At 75.4% G+C, this 15,195-nt stretch carries 13 protein-coding genes; 5 read left to right on the forward strand and 8 right to left on the reverse strand.

All coding sequences use genetic code 11. From position 1 onward, the window contains the following. Window positions 1-78: 78 nt before the first annotated feature. The 4 genes from infB to rimP form a co-directional block, all read right to left on the reverse strand. On the reverse strand, window positions 79-2,931 hold the full coding sequence (gene infB / locus K8Z61_RS07635; protein WP_224128110.1) for a translation initiation factor IF-2: 2,853 nt from the start codon (window positions 2,929-2,931) through the stop codon (window positions 79-81). A 103-nt stretch (window positions 2,932-3,034) separates the two neighbouring features. Next, the gene (locus tag K8Z61_RS07640; RefSeq protein ID WP_224128112.1) at window positions 3,035-3,406 is read right to left on the reverse strand and encodes a YlxR family protein; all 372 of its coding nucleotides are present in this window, start codon (window positions 3,404-3,406) and stop codon (window positions 3,035-3,037) included. Window positions 3,407-3,450: 44 nt separating this feature from the next. Beyond that, a complete protein-coding gene (gene nusA / locus K8Z61_RS07645) occupies window positions 3,451-4,479 on the reverse strand; it encodes a transcription termination factor NusA (RefSeq protein ID WP_224128114.1) in 1,029 nt (342 codons plus the stop codon). Continuing rightward, complete coding sequence (gene rimP, locus K8Z61_RS07650; protein WP_374227921.1) at window positions 4,479-5,009, reverse strand: ribosome maturation factor RimP; 531 nt, start codon at window positions 5,007-5,009, stop codon at window positions 4,479-4,481. The genes nusA and rimP overlap by 1 nt, the downstream gene beginning before the upstream one ends. Window positions 5,010-5,233: 224 nt before the next feature. Here rimP and K8Z61_RS19260 point away from each other — a divergent pair, with 224 nt between their 5' ends. Continuing rightward, on the forward strand, window positions 5,234-6,280 hold the full coding sequence (locus K8Z61_RS19260; protein ID WP_224128116.1) for a DUF4439 domain-containing protein: 1,047 nt from the start codon (window positions 5,234-5,236) through the stop codon (window positions 6,278-6,280). A 350-nt stretch (window positions 6,281-6,630) separates the two neighbouring features. Here K8Z61_RS19260 and K8Z61_RS07660 read toward each other — a convergent pair whose 3' ends face one another. Both K8Z61_RS07660 and K8Z61_RS07665 read right to left on the reverse strand, forming a co-directional pair. Beyond that, on the reverse strand, window positions 6,631-7,344 hold the full coding sequence (locus tag K8Z61_RS07660) for an HAD family hydrolase (protein ID WP_224128118.1): 714 nt from the start codon (window positions 7,342-7,344) through the stop codon (window positions 6,631-6,633). Further along, on the reverse strand, window positions 7,341-9,140 hold the full coding sequence (locus K8Z61_RS07665; protein WP_224128120.1) for a proline--tRNA ligase: 1,800 nt from the start codon (window positions 9,138-9,140) through the stop codon (window positions 7,341-7,343). Before K8Z61_RS07665 ends, K8Z61_RS07660 begins: the two co-directional genes overlap by 4 nt. Window positions 9,141-9,321: 181 nt before the next feature. Here K8Z61_RS07665 and K8Z61_RS07670 point away from each other — a divergent pair, with 181 nt between their 5' ends. From K8Z61_RS07670 to K8Z61_RS07685, 4 genes are all read left to right on the forward strand, one after another. Then, window positions 9,322-10,401, forward strand: coding sequence for a hypothetical protein (locus K8Z61_RS07670; RefSeq protein WP_224128122.1), 1,080 nt, complete (start codon window positions 9,322-9,324; stop codon window positions 10,399-10,401). 43 nt (window positions 10,402-10,444) lie between these two features. After that, entirely contained in the window at window positions 10,445-11,485 is a 1,041-nt protein-coding gene (locus K8Z61_RS07675; RefSeq protein WP_224128124.1) for a hypothetical protein, read from the forward strand. Between the two features lie 98 nt (window positions 11,486-11,583). Beyond that, complete coding sequence (locus tag K8Z61_RS07680; protein WP_224128125.1) at window positions 11,584-12,681, forward strand: hypothetical protein; 1,098 nt, start codon at window positions 11,584-11,586, stop codon at window positions 12,679-12,681. Between the two features lie 147 nt (window positions 12,682-12,828). Continuing rightward, the gene (locus tag K8Z61_RS07685; RefSeq protein WP_224128127.1) at window positions 12,829-13,884 is read left to right on the forward strand and encodes a hypothetical protein; all 1,056 of its coding nucleotides are present in this window, start codon (window positions 12,829-12,831) and stop codon (window positions 13,882-13,884) included. A gap of 69 nt (window positions 13,885-13,953) precedes the next feature. Here K8Z61_RS07685 and K8Z61_RS07690 read toward each other — a convergent pair whose 3' ends face one another. Then, the gene (locus K8Z61_RS07690) at window positions 13,954-14,313 is read right to left on the reverse strand and encodes a DoxX family protein (RefSeq protein ID WP_224128129.1); all 360 of its coding nucleotides are present in this window, start codon (window positions 14,311-14,313) and stop codon (window positions 13,954-13,956) included. 32 nt (window positions 14,314-14,345) lie between these two features. Continuing rightward, window positions 14,346-15,191 carry a GNAT family N-acetyltransferase gene (locus tag K8Z61_RS07695; RefSeq protein WP_224128131.1) on the reverse strand — a complete coding sequence of 282 codons (846 nt, stop codon included), beginning with the start codon at window positions 15,189-15,191 and terminating at the stop codon, window positions 14,346-14,348. Window positions 15,192-15,195 lie beyond the last annotated feature (4 nt).

The following is a 15,195-nucleotide window of genomic DNA, read 5'->3' on the forward strand; positions in this document are numbered from 1 at the left end:
GGGCGGGGCGGGCGGGGGCGGAGCGGCCGACGGCGCAGGCGCCCGCGGTGTGCGGGCGCCTGCGCCGTCGAGGGGTGATCAGCCGCGCGGGATCTCGCGCATCTCGAAGGCCTCCACGACATCGCCCTCGCGGATGTCCTGGAAGTTGCGGAGCACCAGACCGCACTCGAAGCCCTCGCGGACCTCGGAGGCGTCGTCCTTCTCCCGCTTGAGCGAGGCGAGGTCGAGGTTGTCGGCGATGACCGCGTTGTCGCGGAGCACGCGCACCTTGGCGTTGCGTCGGATGACGCCGCCGGTGACCATGCAGCCCGCGATGTTGCCGATCTTGGACGAGCGGAAGATCGCGCGGATCTCCGCCTGGCCGAGGGTCGACTCCTCGTACTCGGGCTTGAGCATGCCCTTGAGGGCCGCCTCGATCTCCTCGATGGCCTGGTAGATGACCGAGTAGTACCGGATCTCCACGCCCTCCTTGTCGGCCATCTGGCCCGCCTTGCCCTGGGGCCGGACGTTGAAGCCGATGATGATCGCGTCGGAGGCAGCCGCGAGGTCGACGTTGGTCTCGGTGATCGCACCGACGCCGCGGTCGATGACCCGCAGGCTGACCTCGTCGCCGACGTCGATCTGCGCGAGGGCGTCCTCGAGGGCCTCGACCGAGCCGGACACGTCGCCCTTGAGGATCAGGTTGAGCTCCTGGCTCTCGCCCTTCTCCATCGAGGCCATGAAGTCCTCGAGCGTGCGGCGCACGCGGCGCTTGGCCTGCTGGGCCGCCCGCTCGCGGGCCTCGCGCTTCTCGGCGATCTGCCGGGCCATCCGGTCGTCCTCGACGACCAGGAAGTTCTGGCCGGCGCCGGGGACGGCCGAGAGGCCCAGGACCATCGCGGGACGCGACGGGTCGGCCTGCTCGAGCTCGTTGCCGTGCTCGTCGAGCATCGCCCGGACGCGACCGAAGGCCGGACCGGCGACGATGGAGTCGCCGACCCGCAGCGTGCCGCGCTGCACCAGCACGGTCGCGACCGGGCCGCGGCCGCGGTCGAGGTGGGCCTCGACGACGAGGCCCTGGGCGTCCTGCGTCGGGTTGGCGCGCAGGTCGAGCGAGGCGTCGGCGGTCAGGACGACGGCCTCGAGCAGGCCGTCGAGGTTGAGCGCGGACTTGGCCGAGACGTCGACGAACATGACGTCGCCGCCGTACTCCTCGGGCACCAGGCCGTACTCGGTGAGCTGGCCGCGGACCTTGGTCGGGTCGGCCTCGGGCTTGTCGATCTTGTTGACCGCCACGACGATCGGCACGTTGGCCGCCTTGGCGTGGTTGAGCGCCTCCACCGTCTGCGGCATGACGCCGTCGTCGGCCGCGACCACGAGGATCGCGATGTCGGTGGCCTGGGCACCACGGGCACGCATGGCGGTGAACGCCTCGTGACCCGGGGTGTCGATGAAGGTGATGCGCCGCTCGGTGCCGTCGACGTCCGCGCCGACCTGGTAGGCGCCGATGTGCTGCGTGATGCCGCCGGCCTCCTTGGCCACGACGTTGGCGTTGCGCAGCGCGTCGAGCAGCTTGGTCTTTCCGTGGTCGACGTGACCCATGACGGTGACGACCGGCGGCCGCACGACGAGGTCGGACTCGTCGCCCTCGTCCTCGCCGAACTCGATGTCGAAGGACTCGAGCAGCTCGCGGTCCTCGTCCTCCGGGGAGACGACCTGGACGACGTAGTTGAGCTCCTCGCCGATCAGCTCGAGGGTCTCGTCGCCGACCGACTGCGTGGCCGTGACCATCTCGCCGAGGCTGAAGAGCATCTGCACCAGCGAGGCGGCGTCGACGCCGATCTTCTCGGCGAAGTCGGTGAGCGAGGAGCCACGGGCCAGCCGGACGGTCTCGCCGTTGCCCTTGCGGACGCGCACGCCGCCGATCGTCGGGGCCTCCATGGCCTCGAACTCCTGGCGACGGGCCCGCTTCGACTTGCGACCGCGACGCGACGGGCCGCCGGGACGACCGAAGGCGCCCTGGGTCTGACCGCGCTGGCCGGGCCGGCCACCGCCGCCGGGACGACCCGCACCCGCGGGACCGCCGCCGAAGCCGGGGCGACCGCCGCCGGCACCGGCACCGGCGCCGGGACGACCCGGGGCGCCGGCGCGACCGCCGGGGCCCGGACGACCGGGGGCGCCGGGACGGCCGGGGCCGCCGCCGGGACGCGCGCCGAACGCGGCCGGGGACTTCGGCATCATCGCCGGGTTGGGACGCGGCATGCCCGGACGCGGGGCCGCGCCGTCACGACCGGCCGGCGGCCGCGGCGGCCGCTGGTCGCCGGCTCCGGCGCCGCCCGGGGCGGGCGAGCCGCCGGGAGCGGGCGCGGGACGGCGTCCCATGCCCTGCGAGGAGGCGAACGGGTTGTTGCCCGGGCGCGGGGCGCCGGGACGGCCCACGGGCCGCGGCGCCGGGGTGGGCGCCTTCGGGGCCGGCGCCTTGGGCGCGGGGGCCTTCGGAGCGGCCGGAGCGGCCGGGGCAGCCGAGGCGGCGGGCGCGGCCGGGGCCGGGGCCGCGGGCGGCTCGGGAGCCGACGGGGCCTTCGGCGCGGGGGCCGGACGCGGGCCGGGGCGCGGCCCGGGCGCGGGACGACCGCCGGCGGCGGGCGCGGGAGCGGACGGGGCAGCGGGAGCGGCCGGCGCTGCGGGCGCCGGAGCGGACGCGGCGGGCGCCGACGGCGTGGCGGGCTTGGGGGCGGCCGGCTTCGGGGCCGCGGGCGCGGACGCCGCGGGGGCGTCGCCGCCGCCCTTCAGCGTCGGGCCGATCTCCTTGCGGAAGCGCATCTCCGCGGGGAGCTCGATGGTCGAGCTCGCCGACTTGACGAACTCCCCCATCTCCTTGAACTTCTCGAGAACGAACTTGCTCTCGACTCCGAACTCCTTGGCGAGTTCGTGGACTCGGGTCTTGGCCACGGTTCTCCTTCTGGCCTGAGACCCGGACGTCCCGGGGGTGTGTCTCAGACCGTTAGTGGGTGTGCTGGTCGAGCTGGCTCATCGCGAAGTACTCATCGAGTGCTCATGAGCTGGTGCTCCAGTTCCTGGTCGGTCCGGCATGGTCGGTGGGCTCCTGCGCGGCATCCTCGCGAGCGAGGTGGGCGGCGAGCAGGTCGGTGGTCGGCGCGCGATCGAGCCGCAGGGCCCGGGCGAACGCCTTCCGGCGCAGCGCGAGCTCGAGGCAGGAGGTCGTGGGGTGCAGGTGCGCCCCGCGGCCGTGCCCGGTGGCGGCAGGATCCGGCACGACGACGGGAGACCCGTGCGCGTCGGAGCCGGCGACCACGCGCAGCAGCTCACGCTTGGCGGCCCGCTGCCGGCATCCGACGCAGGTCCGGACCGGTGCGGCGGGTGCCGTGCGGGCCGGGCGGGCGGGGACGTGCGGTTCGAGAGCCACCGCCCGTCAGACTACCCCTCGGCGGGCGCAGGACCGAACCGGCGTCAGAGCGCCGCGTCCGGGCCCTCGGACGGGGCGGCCCCGGCCGCGTCGTCCGCGGCCTCGGAGGGCTGCTCGTCGCCGCGGATGTCGATCCGCCACCCGGTCAGCCGCGCGGCGAGACGGGCGTTCTGGCCCTCCTTGCCGATCGCCAGCGAGAGCTGGAAGTCGGGGACGACGACGCGGGCCGAGCGCGCGGCGGCGTCGAGCACGGTGACGGAGGTGACCCGGGCCGGCGACAGCGCGTGCGCGACCATCTCGGCGGGGTCGTCGGACCAGTCGACGATGTCGATCTTCTCGCCGTGCAGCTCGGCCATCACGTTGCGCACCCGCTGGCCCATCGGGCCGATGCAGGCGCCCTTGGCGTTGACGCCGGGCACCGCGGCCCGCACCGCGATCTTGGTGCGGTGGCCGGCCTCACGGGCGAGCGCGGCGATCTCGACGGTGCCGTCGGCGATCTCGGGCACCTCGAGGGCGAAGAGCCGACGCACGAGGTTCGGGTGGGTGCGCGACAGGGTCACCTGCGGACCCCGCATGCCCTTGCGCACCGAGACGACCAGGCACTTGATCCGCGCGCCGTGGACGTACCGCTCGCCGGGCACGCGCTCGCCGACGGGCAGCAGCGCCTCGATCTTGCCGAGGTCGACCATCACGTCGCCGGGGTTGCGGCCTTGCTGGATGACGCCGGAGATGACGTCGCCCTCGCGGCCGGAGAACTCGCCGAAGCGGAGGTCGTCCTCGGCCTCCTGCAGCCGCTGCAGCATGACCTGCTTGGCCGTCGTGGTCGCGATGCGGCCGAAGTCGCCGGGGGTGTCGTCGTACTCGCCGACCCGGTTGCCCTCCTCGTCGAGCTCGGCGGCCAGCACCGCCACCTGGCCCGACTTGCGGTCGAGGACGACCCGCGCCTGCTCCTGCGCGCCGGGCGTCTTGTGGTACGCCGTCAGCAGGGCCTGCTCGATCGCCTCGACGAGCACGTCGAAGGAGATCTCCTTCTCCCGCTCCAGCATCCGCAGGATGCTCAGGTCGATGTCCATCAGGAGTCCCCCTCGTTCTCGTCGATGTCGTCGGTGGCGCCCGCGTCCTCCGGGTCGTCGACCGGCCCGGGGCGGTTGAACTCGATCTGCACCAGCGCCTTGCCGACGTCGGCCAGCGCGACCGTCCGCCGGGCTCCGCGCACCTCGACGACCACCGACCCCTCGCCGGCCTCGACGATGCGTCCGGAGAAGGCGGCGCCCTCGAGCGGCGTCACCTTGACCAGACGGCCGACGTTGCGGCGCCAGTGGCGCGGCAGCGTGAGCGGACGGTCGACGCCGCGGGAGGTGACCTCGAGCGTGTACGGCTGCTGGCCGAGCACGTCGCTGTCGTCGAGGACGGCCGAGATCGCGCGGGTGGCCTCGGCGACGTCGTCGAGGGTGATGCCGCCGTCGCGGTCGACGGCGATGCGCAGCACCCGGCGCTTGCCGGCGGGCGTGAGCTCGACGGCCTCGAGGTCGAAGCCGGCCTCCAGCAGGGACGCGCGCACGGCGTCGCCGATCCGATCGGTCAGGGAGTCCGCTGCGGTCACGGTCTCGACCTCCTGCTCTTCTCTTGTGACGTTCCGGTGGCGTGCTGGTGAGGTGCTGGCCGCACCGCGCTCGATGCGGGCGGCGGGCGGCGCGGGCGGCGACGGCGCCGACCCGGAGCCGCCCACCCTAGCCGGAGTCGGCGCGGCGTCCCGGATCCTCGCCGCCGGCCCACGGCGCCTCGCCGGCCGACGATGCCCGTCCGGCCGCTCGCTACGCTCGGGGCGTGCCGACCGACCCGTCCGCGCGTCCCGTCCTGGGCCGCCGCTCCCTGCTCCACGTCGGTCTCGGCGCCCCCGTGGCGATCGGGGCGCTCGGCCTGCTCGGCACGGCTGCCGGCTGCTCGCCGCGTGACCTGGCCGAGCCCGGCACGCCGGTCGCGGCACCGGGCGACGACGGCCCCGACCCGCGGGCCGACGCCGAGCGCTCGGCCGATCTCGCGCTGGTCACGAGCGCCCGACGCGACGTCGAGCGGCGCGCCCGGACGGCCGCGACCGCCCGCGGCGCGAGCGCCCTGGTCTCCCTGCACGCGGCCCAGCTGACGGCGCTCGGCGCGACCGCCCCGCGGGCCCGGTCCGGCCGACGGCCGGCCGCCGCGTCCGGCTCCCTGCGCCGCGGCGAGGAGACGCTCGGCACCTCCCTCGCCGCGAGCGCCCGCCGCGCGAACCACGGCTCGGTCGCCACCCTGCTCGCCGCCCTGGCCGCGGGGCAGGCGCAGCGGCTGCGCGCCGAGGGCTGGGCCGCCGGCCCTCGGCCCGCCCCGACGCCGTCCGGCACCGCCGACGCCTCCCCGGCGCCGAGCCCGAGTCCCCGCACCGGCGCCGACGACGCGGCGTTGATCGATGCGCTCCAGGACGACCTGGCCGGCGCCCACGCCGCCCTCTACCTCGCCGGGGTGCTCGGTGCACGGACGACGGTCGACGACCCGCTGCGTCCGCGCCTGCTCGCCCTGCTGGAGCGGCACCGCGCCCGCCGCGACGCCCTGACCTCCCGCCTGCTCGCGCTGGGACGACGCCCGGTCGGCCCGGCCGCCGTCTACCGGCTCCCGAGCGCGCTCCGCGCGGCCGGGTCCTCCCCCGACGGAGCCGTGCTGCGCGGCGTCGCCGCGCAGATCGAGCAGCGCACCGTGGGCCTCGCGCTCGCCGTGGTGGCCGCGGCGCCGCGGGAGTCGCGGCCCGAGGCGATCGACGAGGCCGTCGAGGCCGCGGTCGAGGCGGTCGACTGGGGTGCCACGCCCGTGGCGCTGCCGGGTCTGCGTCAGACCGCCCGCTGAGCCCGGCTCCCACCGCGCCATGCGGGGTCGACCCGCAGCGCGCAGGTGCCGCGGATCGACCCCGGACGTGCCGAGGGCCCCCGAGCCCGTCAGCGCGAGGAAGCCCCGAGATCTCCCCCGCGGTGACGAGGCCCGCGGGCCCTCACCGGAGGCGACGCGAACGTCGCACGGACACCTTCCCCCGGGGAGGCGCCTGCGCATGCGCGATGCAGGGGTTCACTTCTGTGCAGAAATCACCGGTGCACACTTGTGCATCTCGTCGACGACGATCACGTCTCCGCAGGTCAGGCGGGGTCTCGGCCGATCGCGTTCGCTGATCGGACGCTCGTTCAGGCGAACGGGACCTCCGGTCAGCCCCAGCCGTCGACGATGGTCAGCACGTCGAGGAGCCGAGGCGCCACGGCGTCCGGCGTGCCCTCGGTGTGCCCGATCTGGACGCTCGGGATCGTGCTGTGCGGCACGTGGATCGCGCGCAGGCCGGCGTTCTGCGCGCCCCACACGTCGTCGAAGAGCCGGTCGCCGACGTACACGCAGCGACCCGGATCGGTGGCTCCGACGGCCTCCAGCGCGGCCGCGAACGCCAGCGGCGACGGCTTGGTGACGGCCAGCTCGCTGGAGTAGACGTCGCCGTCGATCAGGTCGAGCACGCCGTCGCGCTCGAAGAAGCCGCGATGCCACGCCCGCGGCCAGATCGTGTTCGAGAGCACCCCGACGGCGATGCCGCGCTCGTGCAGGCCCTCGAACAGCGGACGCACCTCGGGGTCGGTGAGGGTGTGCGGCTCCCAGAAGTCGTAGTACGCGCGCAGGAGCGCCGGATCGTGCTCGAGCCCGGCCTCGTCGAACAGGTCGGCGATGGTCGCGCTGCGCTGCTCGTCGCGGCTGCGTCCCCACACGACCTCGCCGGCGCGGTGCAGCCGCTCGGCGTGCGCCGCGCGCTCGCCCGCCGCGTCGGGGTGGACGCCGCGCACCGCCTCGGCGAGCGCGAGCGACTCGGCGTGGAAGTCGACGTCGTGCCAGGCCGTGAGCGTGCCGCCCCAGTCGAAGACGACCGCCTGCAGGCTCATGCGCCGTGCCGGACGAGACGCAGCAGGTGGGCGACGACCGCGTCCGCGGCGACGTCCTCGCGCTCCCCGGAGCGGCGGTCCTTGACCTCGACGGTGCCCGACTCGGCCAGCGAGCGGCCGACGGTGACGATCGTCGGCACGCCGATCAGCTCGGCGTCCTTGAACTTCACGCCGGGGCTCACCTTGCCCGTGCGGTCGTCGTAGAGCACCTCGACGCCCTGCTCGGCGAGCTCGTGGGCGATCCGGTCGGCGGCGGCGAAGACCGCCTCGTCCTTGCCGGCGGCGATGAGGTGCACCTCGGCCGGGGCGACGTGCCGCGGCCAGCACAGACCGATCTCGTCGAGCGTGCCCTCGGCGATCGCCGCCACCGCGCGGGTGACGCCGATGCCGTAGGAGCCCATCGTCACGGTGACGAGCTTGCCGTTCTCGTCGAGCACCTTGAGGTCCAGCGCCTCGGCGTACTTGCGGCCGAGCTGGAAGACGTGGCCCATCTCGATGCCGCGGGCGGTCGAGAGCGTGCCGTCGTCGCAGCGCGGGCAGGCGTCGCCGTCGCGCACCTCGGCGGCCTCGATGGTGCCGTCGGGGGTGAAGTCGCGGCCCGCGACCAGGTCGAGCACGTGGCGACCCTCGGCGTCCGCGCCGGTGATCCACGCGGTGCCGGGCACCACCCGGGGGTCGACGAGGTAGCGGATGCCCGAGGCGCTCTGCTCGCCGAGCACGCCGGGGCCGATGTAGCCCTTCACCAACGCGGGGTGCTCCTTGAGCTCGACGTCGGTCATCGGCTCGACGCCGATCGGCTCCAGCTGGCCCTCGAGCCGCTTGAGGTCGACCTCGCGGTCGCCGGGCAGGCCGATCGCGAGCGGCTCGCGGGTGCCGTCGGGGTGGGTGAGCGTGACGAGGACGTTCTTCAGGGTGTCGGCGCCGGTCCACGCGCGGTCGGCGCGCGGGTGCGCGGCGTTGACGACCGCGACGAGCGTCTCGATCGTCGGGGTGTCGGGGGTGTCCTCGACGTGCGCGGCCGGCAGGGCGGCGAGCGCGGCGTCGTCGAGCGGGGCGGGGGCGCGGGTCTCGACCGCCTCGACGTTGGCGGCGTAGTCGCACGTCGAGCAGCGCACGTAGGTGTCCTCGCCGACCTCGGCGGTGGCGAGGAACTCCTCGGACGCCGAGCCGCCCATCGCGCCGGAGGTGGCCTTGACGACCACGTAGTCGAAGCCGAGCCGGTCGAAGATGCGCACGTAGGCGTCGCGGTGGGCCTGGTAGCTGGCCTCCAGGCCGGCGTCGTCGACGTCGAAGGAGTAGGAGTCCTTCATCGTGAACTCGCGGCCACGCAGCAGGCCCGCCCTCGGACGCGCCTCGTCGCGGTACTTCGTCTGGATCTGGTAGATCGAGAGCGGCAGGTCCTTGTAGGAGGAGTAGAGGTCCTTGACGACGAGGGTGAACATCTCCTCGTGCGTGGGCCCGAGCAGGTAGTCGGCGCCCTTGCGGTCGTGCAGCCGGAAGATGCCGTCGCCGTACTCCGTCCACCGTCCGGTGGCCTCGTAGGGCTCCTTGGGCAGCAGCGCCGGGAACGAGAGCTCCTGCGCGCCGATGGCGTCCATCTCCTCCCGGACGATGCCCTCGACCTTGCGCAGCACCCGCAGGCCCAGCGGCAGCCAGGTGTAGATGCCGGGCGCCGCGCGACGGATGTAGCCGGCGCGGACGAGCAGCCGGTGGCTGGGCACCTCGGCGTCGGCCGGGTCGTCGCGGAGGGTGCGCACGAAGAGGCTGGACATCCGCAGGATCCGGGTGCTCGTCATGCGCGCAAGGCTACGGCGCGCGCCGCCGGGCGGGGCAATCGGATTCGGGTGCCGAGGGTCTCGGCCGGACTGGACCGGTGGGCGCCGTCGCCCGCGGCTCCTCGCCGTCGTCGATCGGCGGCGCTACGGTGCGAATCGGCCGGTCCCCCACCGCCGGCCCGCACCCTGGGGAGGGAGCCCCATGCACCTGCGCCGTCCGCGCGTTCGGGTCGGTCACGGCCGATCGTCCCGCGTCCTCGTCCTGCTCGCCGTCGCCTCCGCCTCCGCGCTCGGCCCGACCGTCGCGATCACCGCGGTCGACGCCGCGCCGAGCCGACCGGAGATCTCCCTCGGGCCGCGGGACGTGCCCCGCGGCGCCGACGTCGCGTGGCCGCACATCGAGGGCTCGGAGGTCGTCGACGGCGACGTGCGGCTGCCGGTGCCCGGGACGCCGATCGCGGCGCACCGGGCCGGCGACCACCTCGTCGTCCTGACCCTCGTCGCCAAGCGCCTCCAGTACGTCAGCGTCGCGCCGGGACGCGAGCCGGTCCGGCTCGCCCGGCCCGCCGACGACGACACCGTGCCGCTGCTCGCCGACGACGCGACGCGGCTGACCACGCTGACGTTCTCCGCGCGGGACGGCGGCTCGACCCTGCGGCTCTACGACACCGCCGACGGGACGCTGATCGGCACGCGACGCTTCCCGAGGATCGTGCTGCCGGTGGACGCGACCGGCACGCGCGCGCTCCTCCACGACCCCCAGCGGGGGCTGGTGCAGGAATGGGACGCCGCCTCCGGGGGCGTCCGGCGCATCACGACGGGAGACCTCACGGCGGCCAGCTACGCCGCGGACCGGCTCGCCCTCCTCGTCGGCTCCGGACGCCGTCCGTGCCAGCAGGTGGTCGCCCTCAGCTCGCCGTCGACGGTGCTCAGCCGCTCCTGCGGCGACTGGGTCACCACCGGCTTCGCCCCGGACGGCCGAGCGGTGCAGACCCGCATCCCGAGGGCGCAGGACGGGCTGGACCGCCTGCGGGTCCTGGGGCCCACCGGCCGGATCGTGGGGGTCTACCGCGTGGCGGCGCGCAGCGCGGGCGTCCTCGATCTGGGCTGGCTCGACGACGGCCGGATCATCGTCACCGTCGTGACTCGCCGCACCGTCACGGAGGTGGCCTGCGACGCCGAGCGCTGCGAGCGGGTCGCCCCGGTGCGACCCAACACGCTCCCGGATCGACTCGGGCGGCACGCGCGCCCACCCCTGGTCGGCGTCGATCCGCGGCACTAGCGTGCGAGCCCACGTACCCCCCACCGCATCCTCGGGAGAAACCATGACCGGCTCGACCCTCCGCCGCGGCGGACGCCGCCTCGCCGCCCTGCTCGTGCCTCTGCTCCTCGTCGGCGGTCTCGCCGGCACCGGCTCCGCCGCGGGCGACGTCGTGATCAGCCCACGCGGGCTCCCGCGCGGCGCCGACGCCGCGATCCCGCGCCTCGTGGGCTCCGACGTCGTCGTCGGCGACCTCCGCCTGCCGGTGCCGGGCGAGCCGCTGGAGGTCGTCGACGCCGGTGACCACTACGTCGTCCTCGGCATCGACCTCGCCCGCGGCAGCCTGACCTCCTACAGCGTCGCGCCCGGCCGCGAGCCGATCCGGCTGCGGACGGGCGAGGGCAGCGTGACGATCTCCAGCGACGGCCGGCGGCTGATCACCCGCGAGCCCGCCCGCGGCGCCCGGGGCCTCACGCTGCGTCTGGTGGACACCGCGACCGGGCAGATCCTGGGCGCCCGTCGGATGCTCGCGCGCTACGACGTCGTCGACGCCGGCGGCACCCGGGTCCTGATGAGCGACCTCGACGCGGGCACGCTGGAGTGGAACGCGCTCACCGGCTACCTGCGCAAGGTCTCCGCACAGCCGTCGATCGCGGCCAGCTACGCCGCGAACCGCGTGGCGGTCATCGACGGCGTCACCCGCTCGCGGCCGTGCGAGCGGACCCTGGCCCTCGACGCCCCGCAGACCGTGCTGTCGTCGTCGTGCCGCTGGCTCACCGGCGCGATCGCCCCCGACGGCCGGGCCGCGCAGTTCGACCCCGCGGCCGGCGACGAGCGGATCCGCGTCGCCGACCCCGACGGCCGCACCCTCGACGTGTACAGCACCGCAGCGCCCACCACCGTCGTGCTGCAGGTGGCGTTCCCGGACGCGGACTCGATCCGGTTCCGCACCGTCACCCCGCGCACCTCCACCTACGTCGAGTGCCGGCGCGCCGTCTGCGAGCGCGTCGCTCCCTACGAGCGGATCGAGGACCTCGTCGGATCAGGTCGCCGGATCGTCGGCTTCGGCGCCGCCACGCGGCACGTCCGCGCCTGGCTCCGCTGACCGACGCGGCGCCCCGCGGCAACCGGAGCGCCGATCCCGGCGTCTGCGAGGGCGGGCGGCCCGATCGGGTCGCCCGCCTCTCGGCCCTAGGAGTCACCATGCCCCCTCTGCCCCGCTCGACCCGCCCCATCCGCCCGGCCGGCCCGACCAGCCCGCGCAGCCCCCGTGCTCTCCTCGTGGGCACCGCCATCGCGGTCTCCGGCGCCGTGCTCGTCGGCGCCGCCGCGGCGCCGTCGCCGACGGCGGCAGCCGCGACGGACGTGCCCTCGACGACCGTCAGCCCCCGCTCGGCGCCGACCGGCACCGCCATCGCCGAGCCGTACCTCTCCGGCCGCACGGTCCACGACGGGGACGTCACGGCCGTGGCGCCCTCCCGAGCGCTGCGGCTGCTGGGTCGCACCGGCGACTCCTACCTGGTCCTCGTCTCGGTCGACGGCCACGAGCGGGTCGCCGAGGTCCGACCGGGCACCGCGCCGGCGACGTACCTCGGCGGCGTCCTCGACACCCCGCGGGACGCCGTGCTGGTCAGCCGCGACGGCTCACGGCTGGTGATCGCCGAGCCCGGCAGGCGCGGCGCGGACGCCCTGACGACGACCGTCAGCGCCTACGCGACGGGCGGCACGGACGGCTCCGGCACGCTCCTCGGCCGCCGGCTCGTCGACGGCGACGCCCGGGTGCTCGACGCCCGCCTCGATCGCGTCGTCCTGACCGGCTCGGACGCGCACGGCGTGCACACCAGTCTCTGGACGCCGAGCAGCGGCGCCCTCCGACGCATCGCCGGGGCGACCTCCTACGCCGCCGACCTGGCCGCGAACCGCCTCGCGCTGTACCGCGAGACCTCGTCCGGATCTCGGGTCTGCACGCGGACCAGCACGCTCAGCCGGCCCTCGAGGCCGCTGTGGCGCTCCTGCGGCTGGCAGGTCGAGGCGTTCGAGCGCGACGGCCGCATGGCGCTCGCCCCGCTCGACTTCGACGGCCCCGGGCCCCGGCTGCTGCGTCTGACCACGCCGGCCGGCCGACCGGTCGTCGAGTACCTCGCCTCGCGCCGGACCACCTCGATCCACCTCCAGCGCCGCCTGAACGACGGCCGGGTGCTGCTGCGGGTCGGCGGCCCGTCGTCGACCTCCTACCTGGCCTGCGAGCTGACGGCGTGCGCGCGCGTCTCGCCGGTCTTCGGCGCCGACGCCCGCGACTGACGCCCCGAGCGGGCCCGTCGACGCCTCGGCGCGGATCTCCCGCGGATCTCCTGCGGATCGCCGGCAACAAGAACGCGACTCGATGCGTCTGAGGGGTCGGCGGCCAGGAGGTCGCCGACCCCTCTCTCGGATCCCAGGAGACCCGCCGTGCCCGCACAGCCCGCCCCCCACACCCCCTCCGTCCGCCTGCGCCGCGGCGTCCTCGCCGCCGGACTCGCGCTCTCCGCGGCCGCCGGCCTGAGCGCCGCGGGTCTGCCTGCGGCGACGGCGGCCCCGGTGCCCACGATCACCCTCAGCCCCCGCTCGGCCCCGGCGAGCGAGCCGATCGCCCAGCCGTACCTCGTCGGCCGCACCGTGCACGACGGCGACGTCACCGCGGTGGCCCCGGCCCGCGCGCTGCAGCTGCTCGGCGAGGTCGGCGACTCCTACGCGGTGCGCGTCTCGGTCGACGGGAAGGAGCGCGTCGCCAAGGTGCGTCCCGGCCGGGCCGCGATCTACCTCACCGGGTCGCTGAGCCGCGACGACGACGTCACGCTCGGTCGTGACGGCTCCCGACTGACGATCAGCACGTACCGCAGCGTCGAGACGGGCACGCGCACCACCCTGACCGTCCTCGACACCGGCGGGTCCGACGGTCGGGCGTCCGAGCTGGGCCGTCGCACCTTCGACGGCTACGCCCAGCCGCTGGACGCCTCCGGCGACCGCGCGATCGTGGCGTCGTCCACGCGGCGCCACGCGGCGACGCTGGAGTGGCGGCCGGCCGCCGACACGGTGCGGCAGCTCGTGGGTCGGTACGGCTACGTCGCGGACCTCGCCGCCAACCGGCTCGGCGTCTACGAGGACGTCCGCACCGACGCGCCCTGCTCGCGGATCAGCACCCTGAGCCTGGCGTCGCGCGTGCTGTCGCGCTCGTGCACCTGGCAGGCGAGCTCGTTCTCGCCCGACGGCTCGCTGATGGCCCAGATCCCCGTGCTCAGCGACGGCCCCGGTCCGCTCGAGACCCGCGTGGCCACCATCGCCGGCACCCCGCTGGCCGACTACCGCGCCTCGAAGCAGACCGTGTCAATCGGGGTCGTGCGCTGGCTCGAGGGACGGCGCGTGCTGCTGCGGGTGGCGAGCGAGAGCTCGGCGGCCTACGTGGCCTGCGTGCGGGCCGACTGCGGCCGCGTCTCGCCGATCTTCAGCGCCGACCAGGGGAGCTGATCGCCTGACGACGACGCCCGCCCGACCGTCGCGGTCGGGCGGGCGTCGTCACGTCCGGGGACGGGCGGCTCAGCGGCCGGCGTTCCAGGTGGCGCGGATCATCGGCCACTGCAGCGGCAGACGGGCCAGCGTGCCGACCTTCCAGGGCGTGTTGCGGCCCTTCTGGGCGTCGAGCGCCATCTGCACGTTGCCGGGGAAGACGGCCAGCAGCAGCAGGGCGCTGGCCTTGCCGGCGACCCCGCGGGTGCGCGGGGAGGCCAGGCCGGCGGCGCAGGCGAGCTCGGCGACGCCGCTGGCGAGGATCACCTCGCGATGCGCGGGCACCCACGACGGCATGGCCGGGGCGAAGGTCTGCGGGCGGACGAGGTGGACGACGCCGGAGACGGTGAACGCCACCGCGACGCCCCGGGCGGTACGGGAGAGAGGCACGCGCCGACCCTAGCGGCCCGTCCGGGGCCGCTTCAGAACATCACGGTCGCGAACCGCGCGGACTCCGTGAAGCCGGCCCGCGCGTAGGCCGCCCGGGCCGTGGCGTTCCAGTCGTTGACGTAGAGCGAGACGGTCGGGGCGATGTCGCGGCGCACCAGCTCGACGACGGCGGCCATCCCGGCGGCGGCCAACCCGCGACCGCGGAACTCCGGCGGCACGTAGACGCCCTGGATCTGGGCGGCGTGCGGCGTCGCGCAGGCCACCTCCGCCTTGAACGCCAGCCGTCCGTCCTCGAACCGCGCGAAGGACCAGCCGCGCGAGACCAGCTGGGCGACGCGGTCGCGGTAGAGGGTGCCGGCTCCCCCGGCCTCCGGAGAGATGCCGACCTCCTCGGTGTACATGGCGACGCACGCGGGATAGAGCTGCGGCAGGTCGGCTCGGGTGGTGCGGCGCACCAGCGGGTCGGGCGCGACCGCCGGCGGCCCGCTGATCTGCAGGTGCGGCTGGCGCCAGCGGATCTCCCGCGGCCTGCCCCACACCGGGCCGATCGCGTCCCACAGCACCTCGACGGACTCCTGGGGCCCGACGACGGTCGACACCGAGCGGCTGCGGCCGCACGCCCGCTCGGCGAACGCGCGCAGGTCGTCGGGCGTGCCGCCGATCGGCACCAGGTTCGCGCCCACGTGGCAGGCCGCGATCATCCGACCGCCGCTGAACCGACCCCACATCTCCCCGCCGAGCCAGCGCGGCTCGAGGTTGGTGGTGCGGGCCCGGTGGGAGGCGAAGACGTTGACGACCGGGTCGGCGTCGGCGAAGGCCAGGAACTCGTCGAGGTCGGGCGCGCCGAGGAGGCGCACGCTCGGACGAGTGGTCAGCACGCTG

Origin of the sequence: Nocardioides sp. TRM66260-LWL, from assembly GCF_020075545.1 — a bacterium.
In the GTDB taxonomy this organism is placed as follows: Bacteria; Actinomycetota; Actinomycetes; order Propionibacteriales; family Nocardioidaceae; genus Nocardioides.

What these genes read in the sequence shown, in the direction of transcription:
- nusA (WP_224128114.1), bottom strand. Translation starts at nt 4,479, where the DNA reads ATGGACATCGACCTGAGCATCCTGCGGATGCTGGAGCGGGAGAAGGAG.
- K8Z61_RS07660 (WP_224128118.1), bottom strand. Translation starts at nt 7,344, where the DNA reads ATGAGCCTGCAGGCGGTCGTCTTCGACTGGGGCGGCACGCTCACGGCC.
- K8Z61_RS07665 (WP_224128120.1), bottom strand. Translation starts at nt 9,140, where the DNA reads ATGACGAGCACCCGGATCCTGCGGATGTCCAGCCTCTTCGTGCGCACC.
- K8Z61_RS07670 (WP_224128122.1), top strand. Translation starts at nt 9,322, where the DNA reads ATGCACCTGCGCCGTCCGCGCGTTCGGGTCGGTCACGGCCGATCGTCC.
- K8Z61_RS07675 (WP_224128124.1), top strand. Translation starts at nt 10,445, where the DNA reads ATGACCGGCTCGACCCTCCGCCGCGGCGGACGCCGCCTCGCCGCCCTG.
- K8Z61_RS07680 (WP_224128125.1), top strand. Translation starts at nt 11,584, where the DNA reads ATGCCCCCTCTGCCCCGCTCGACCCGCCCCATCCGCCCGGCCGGCCCG.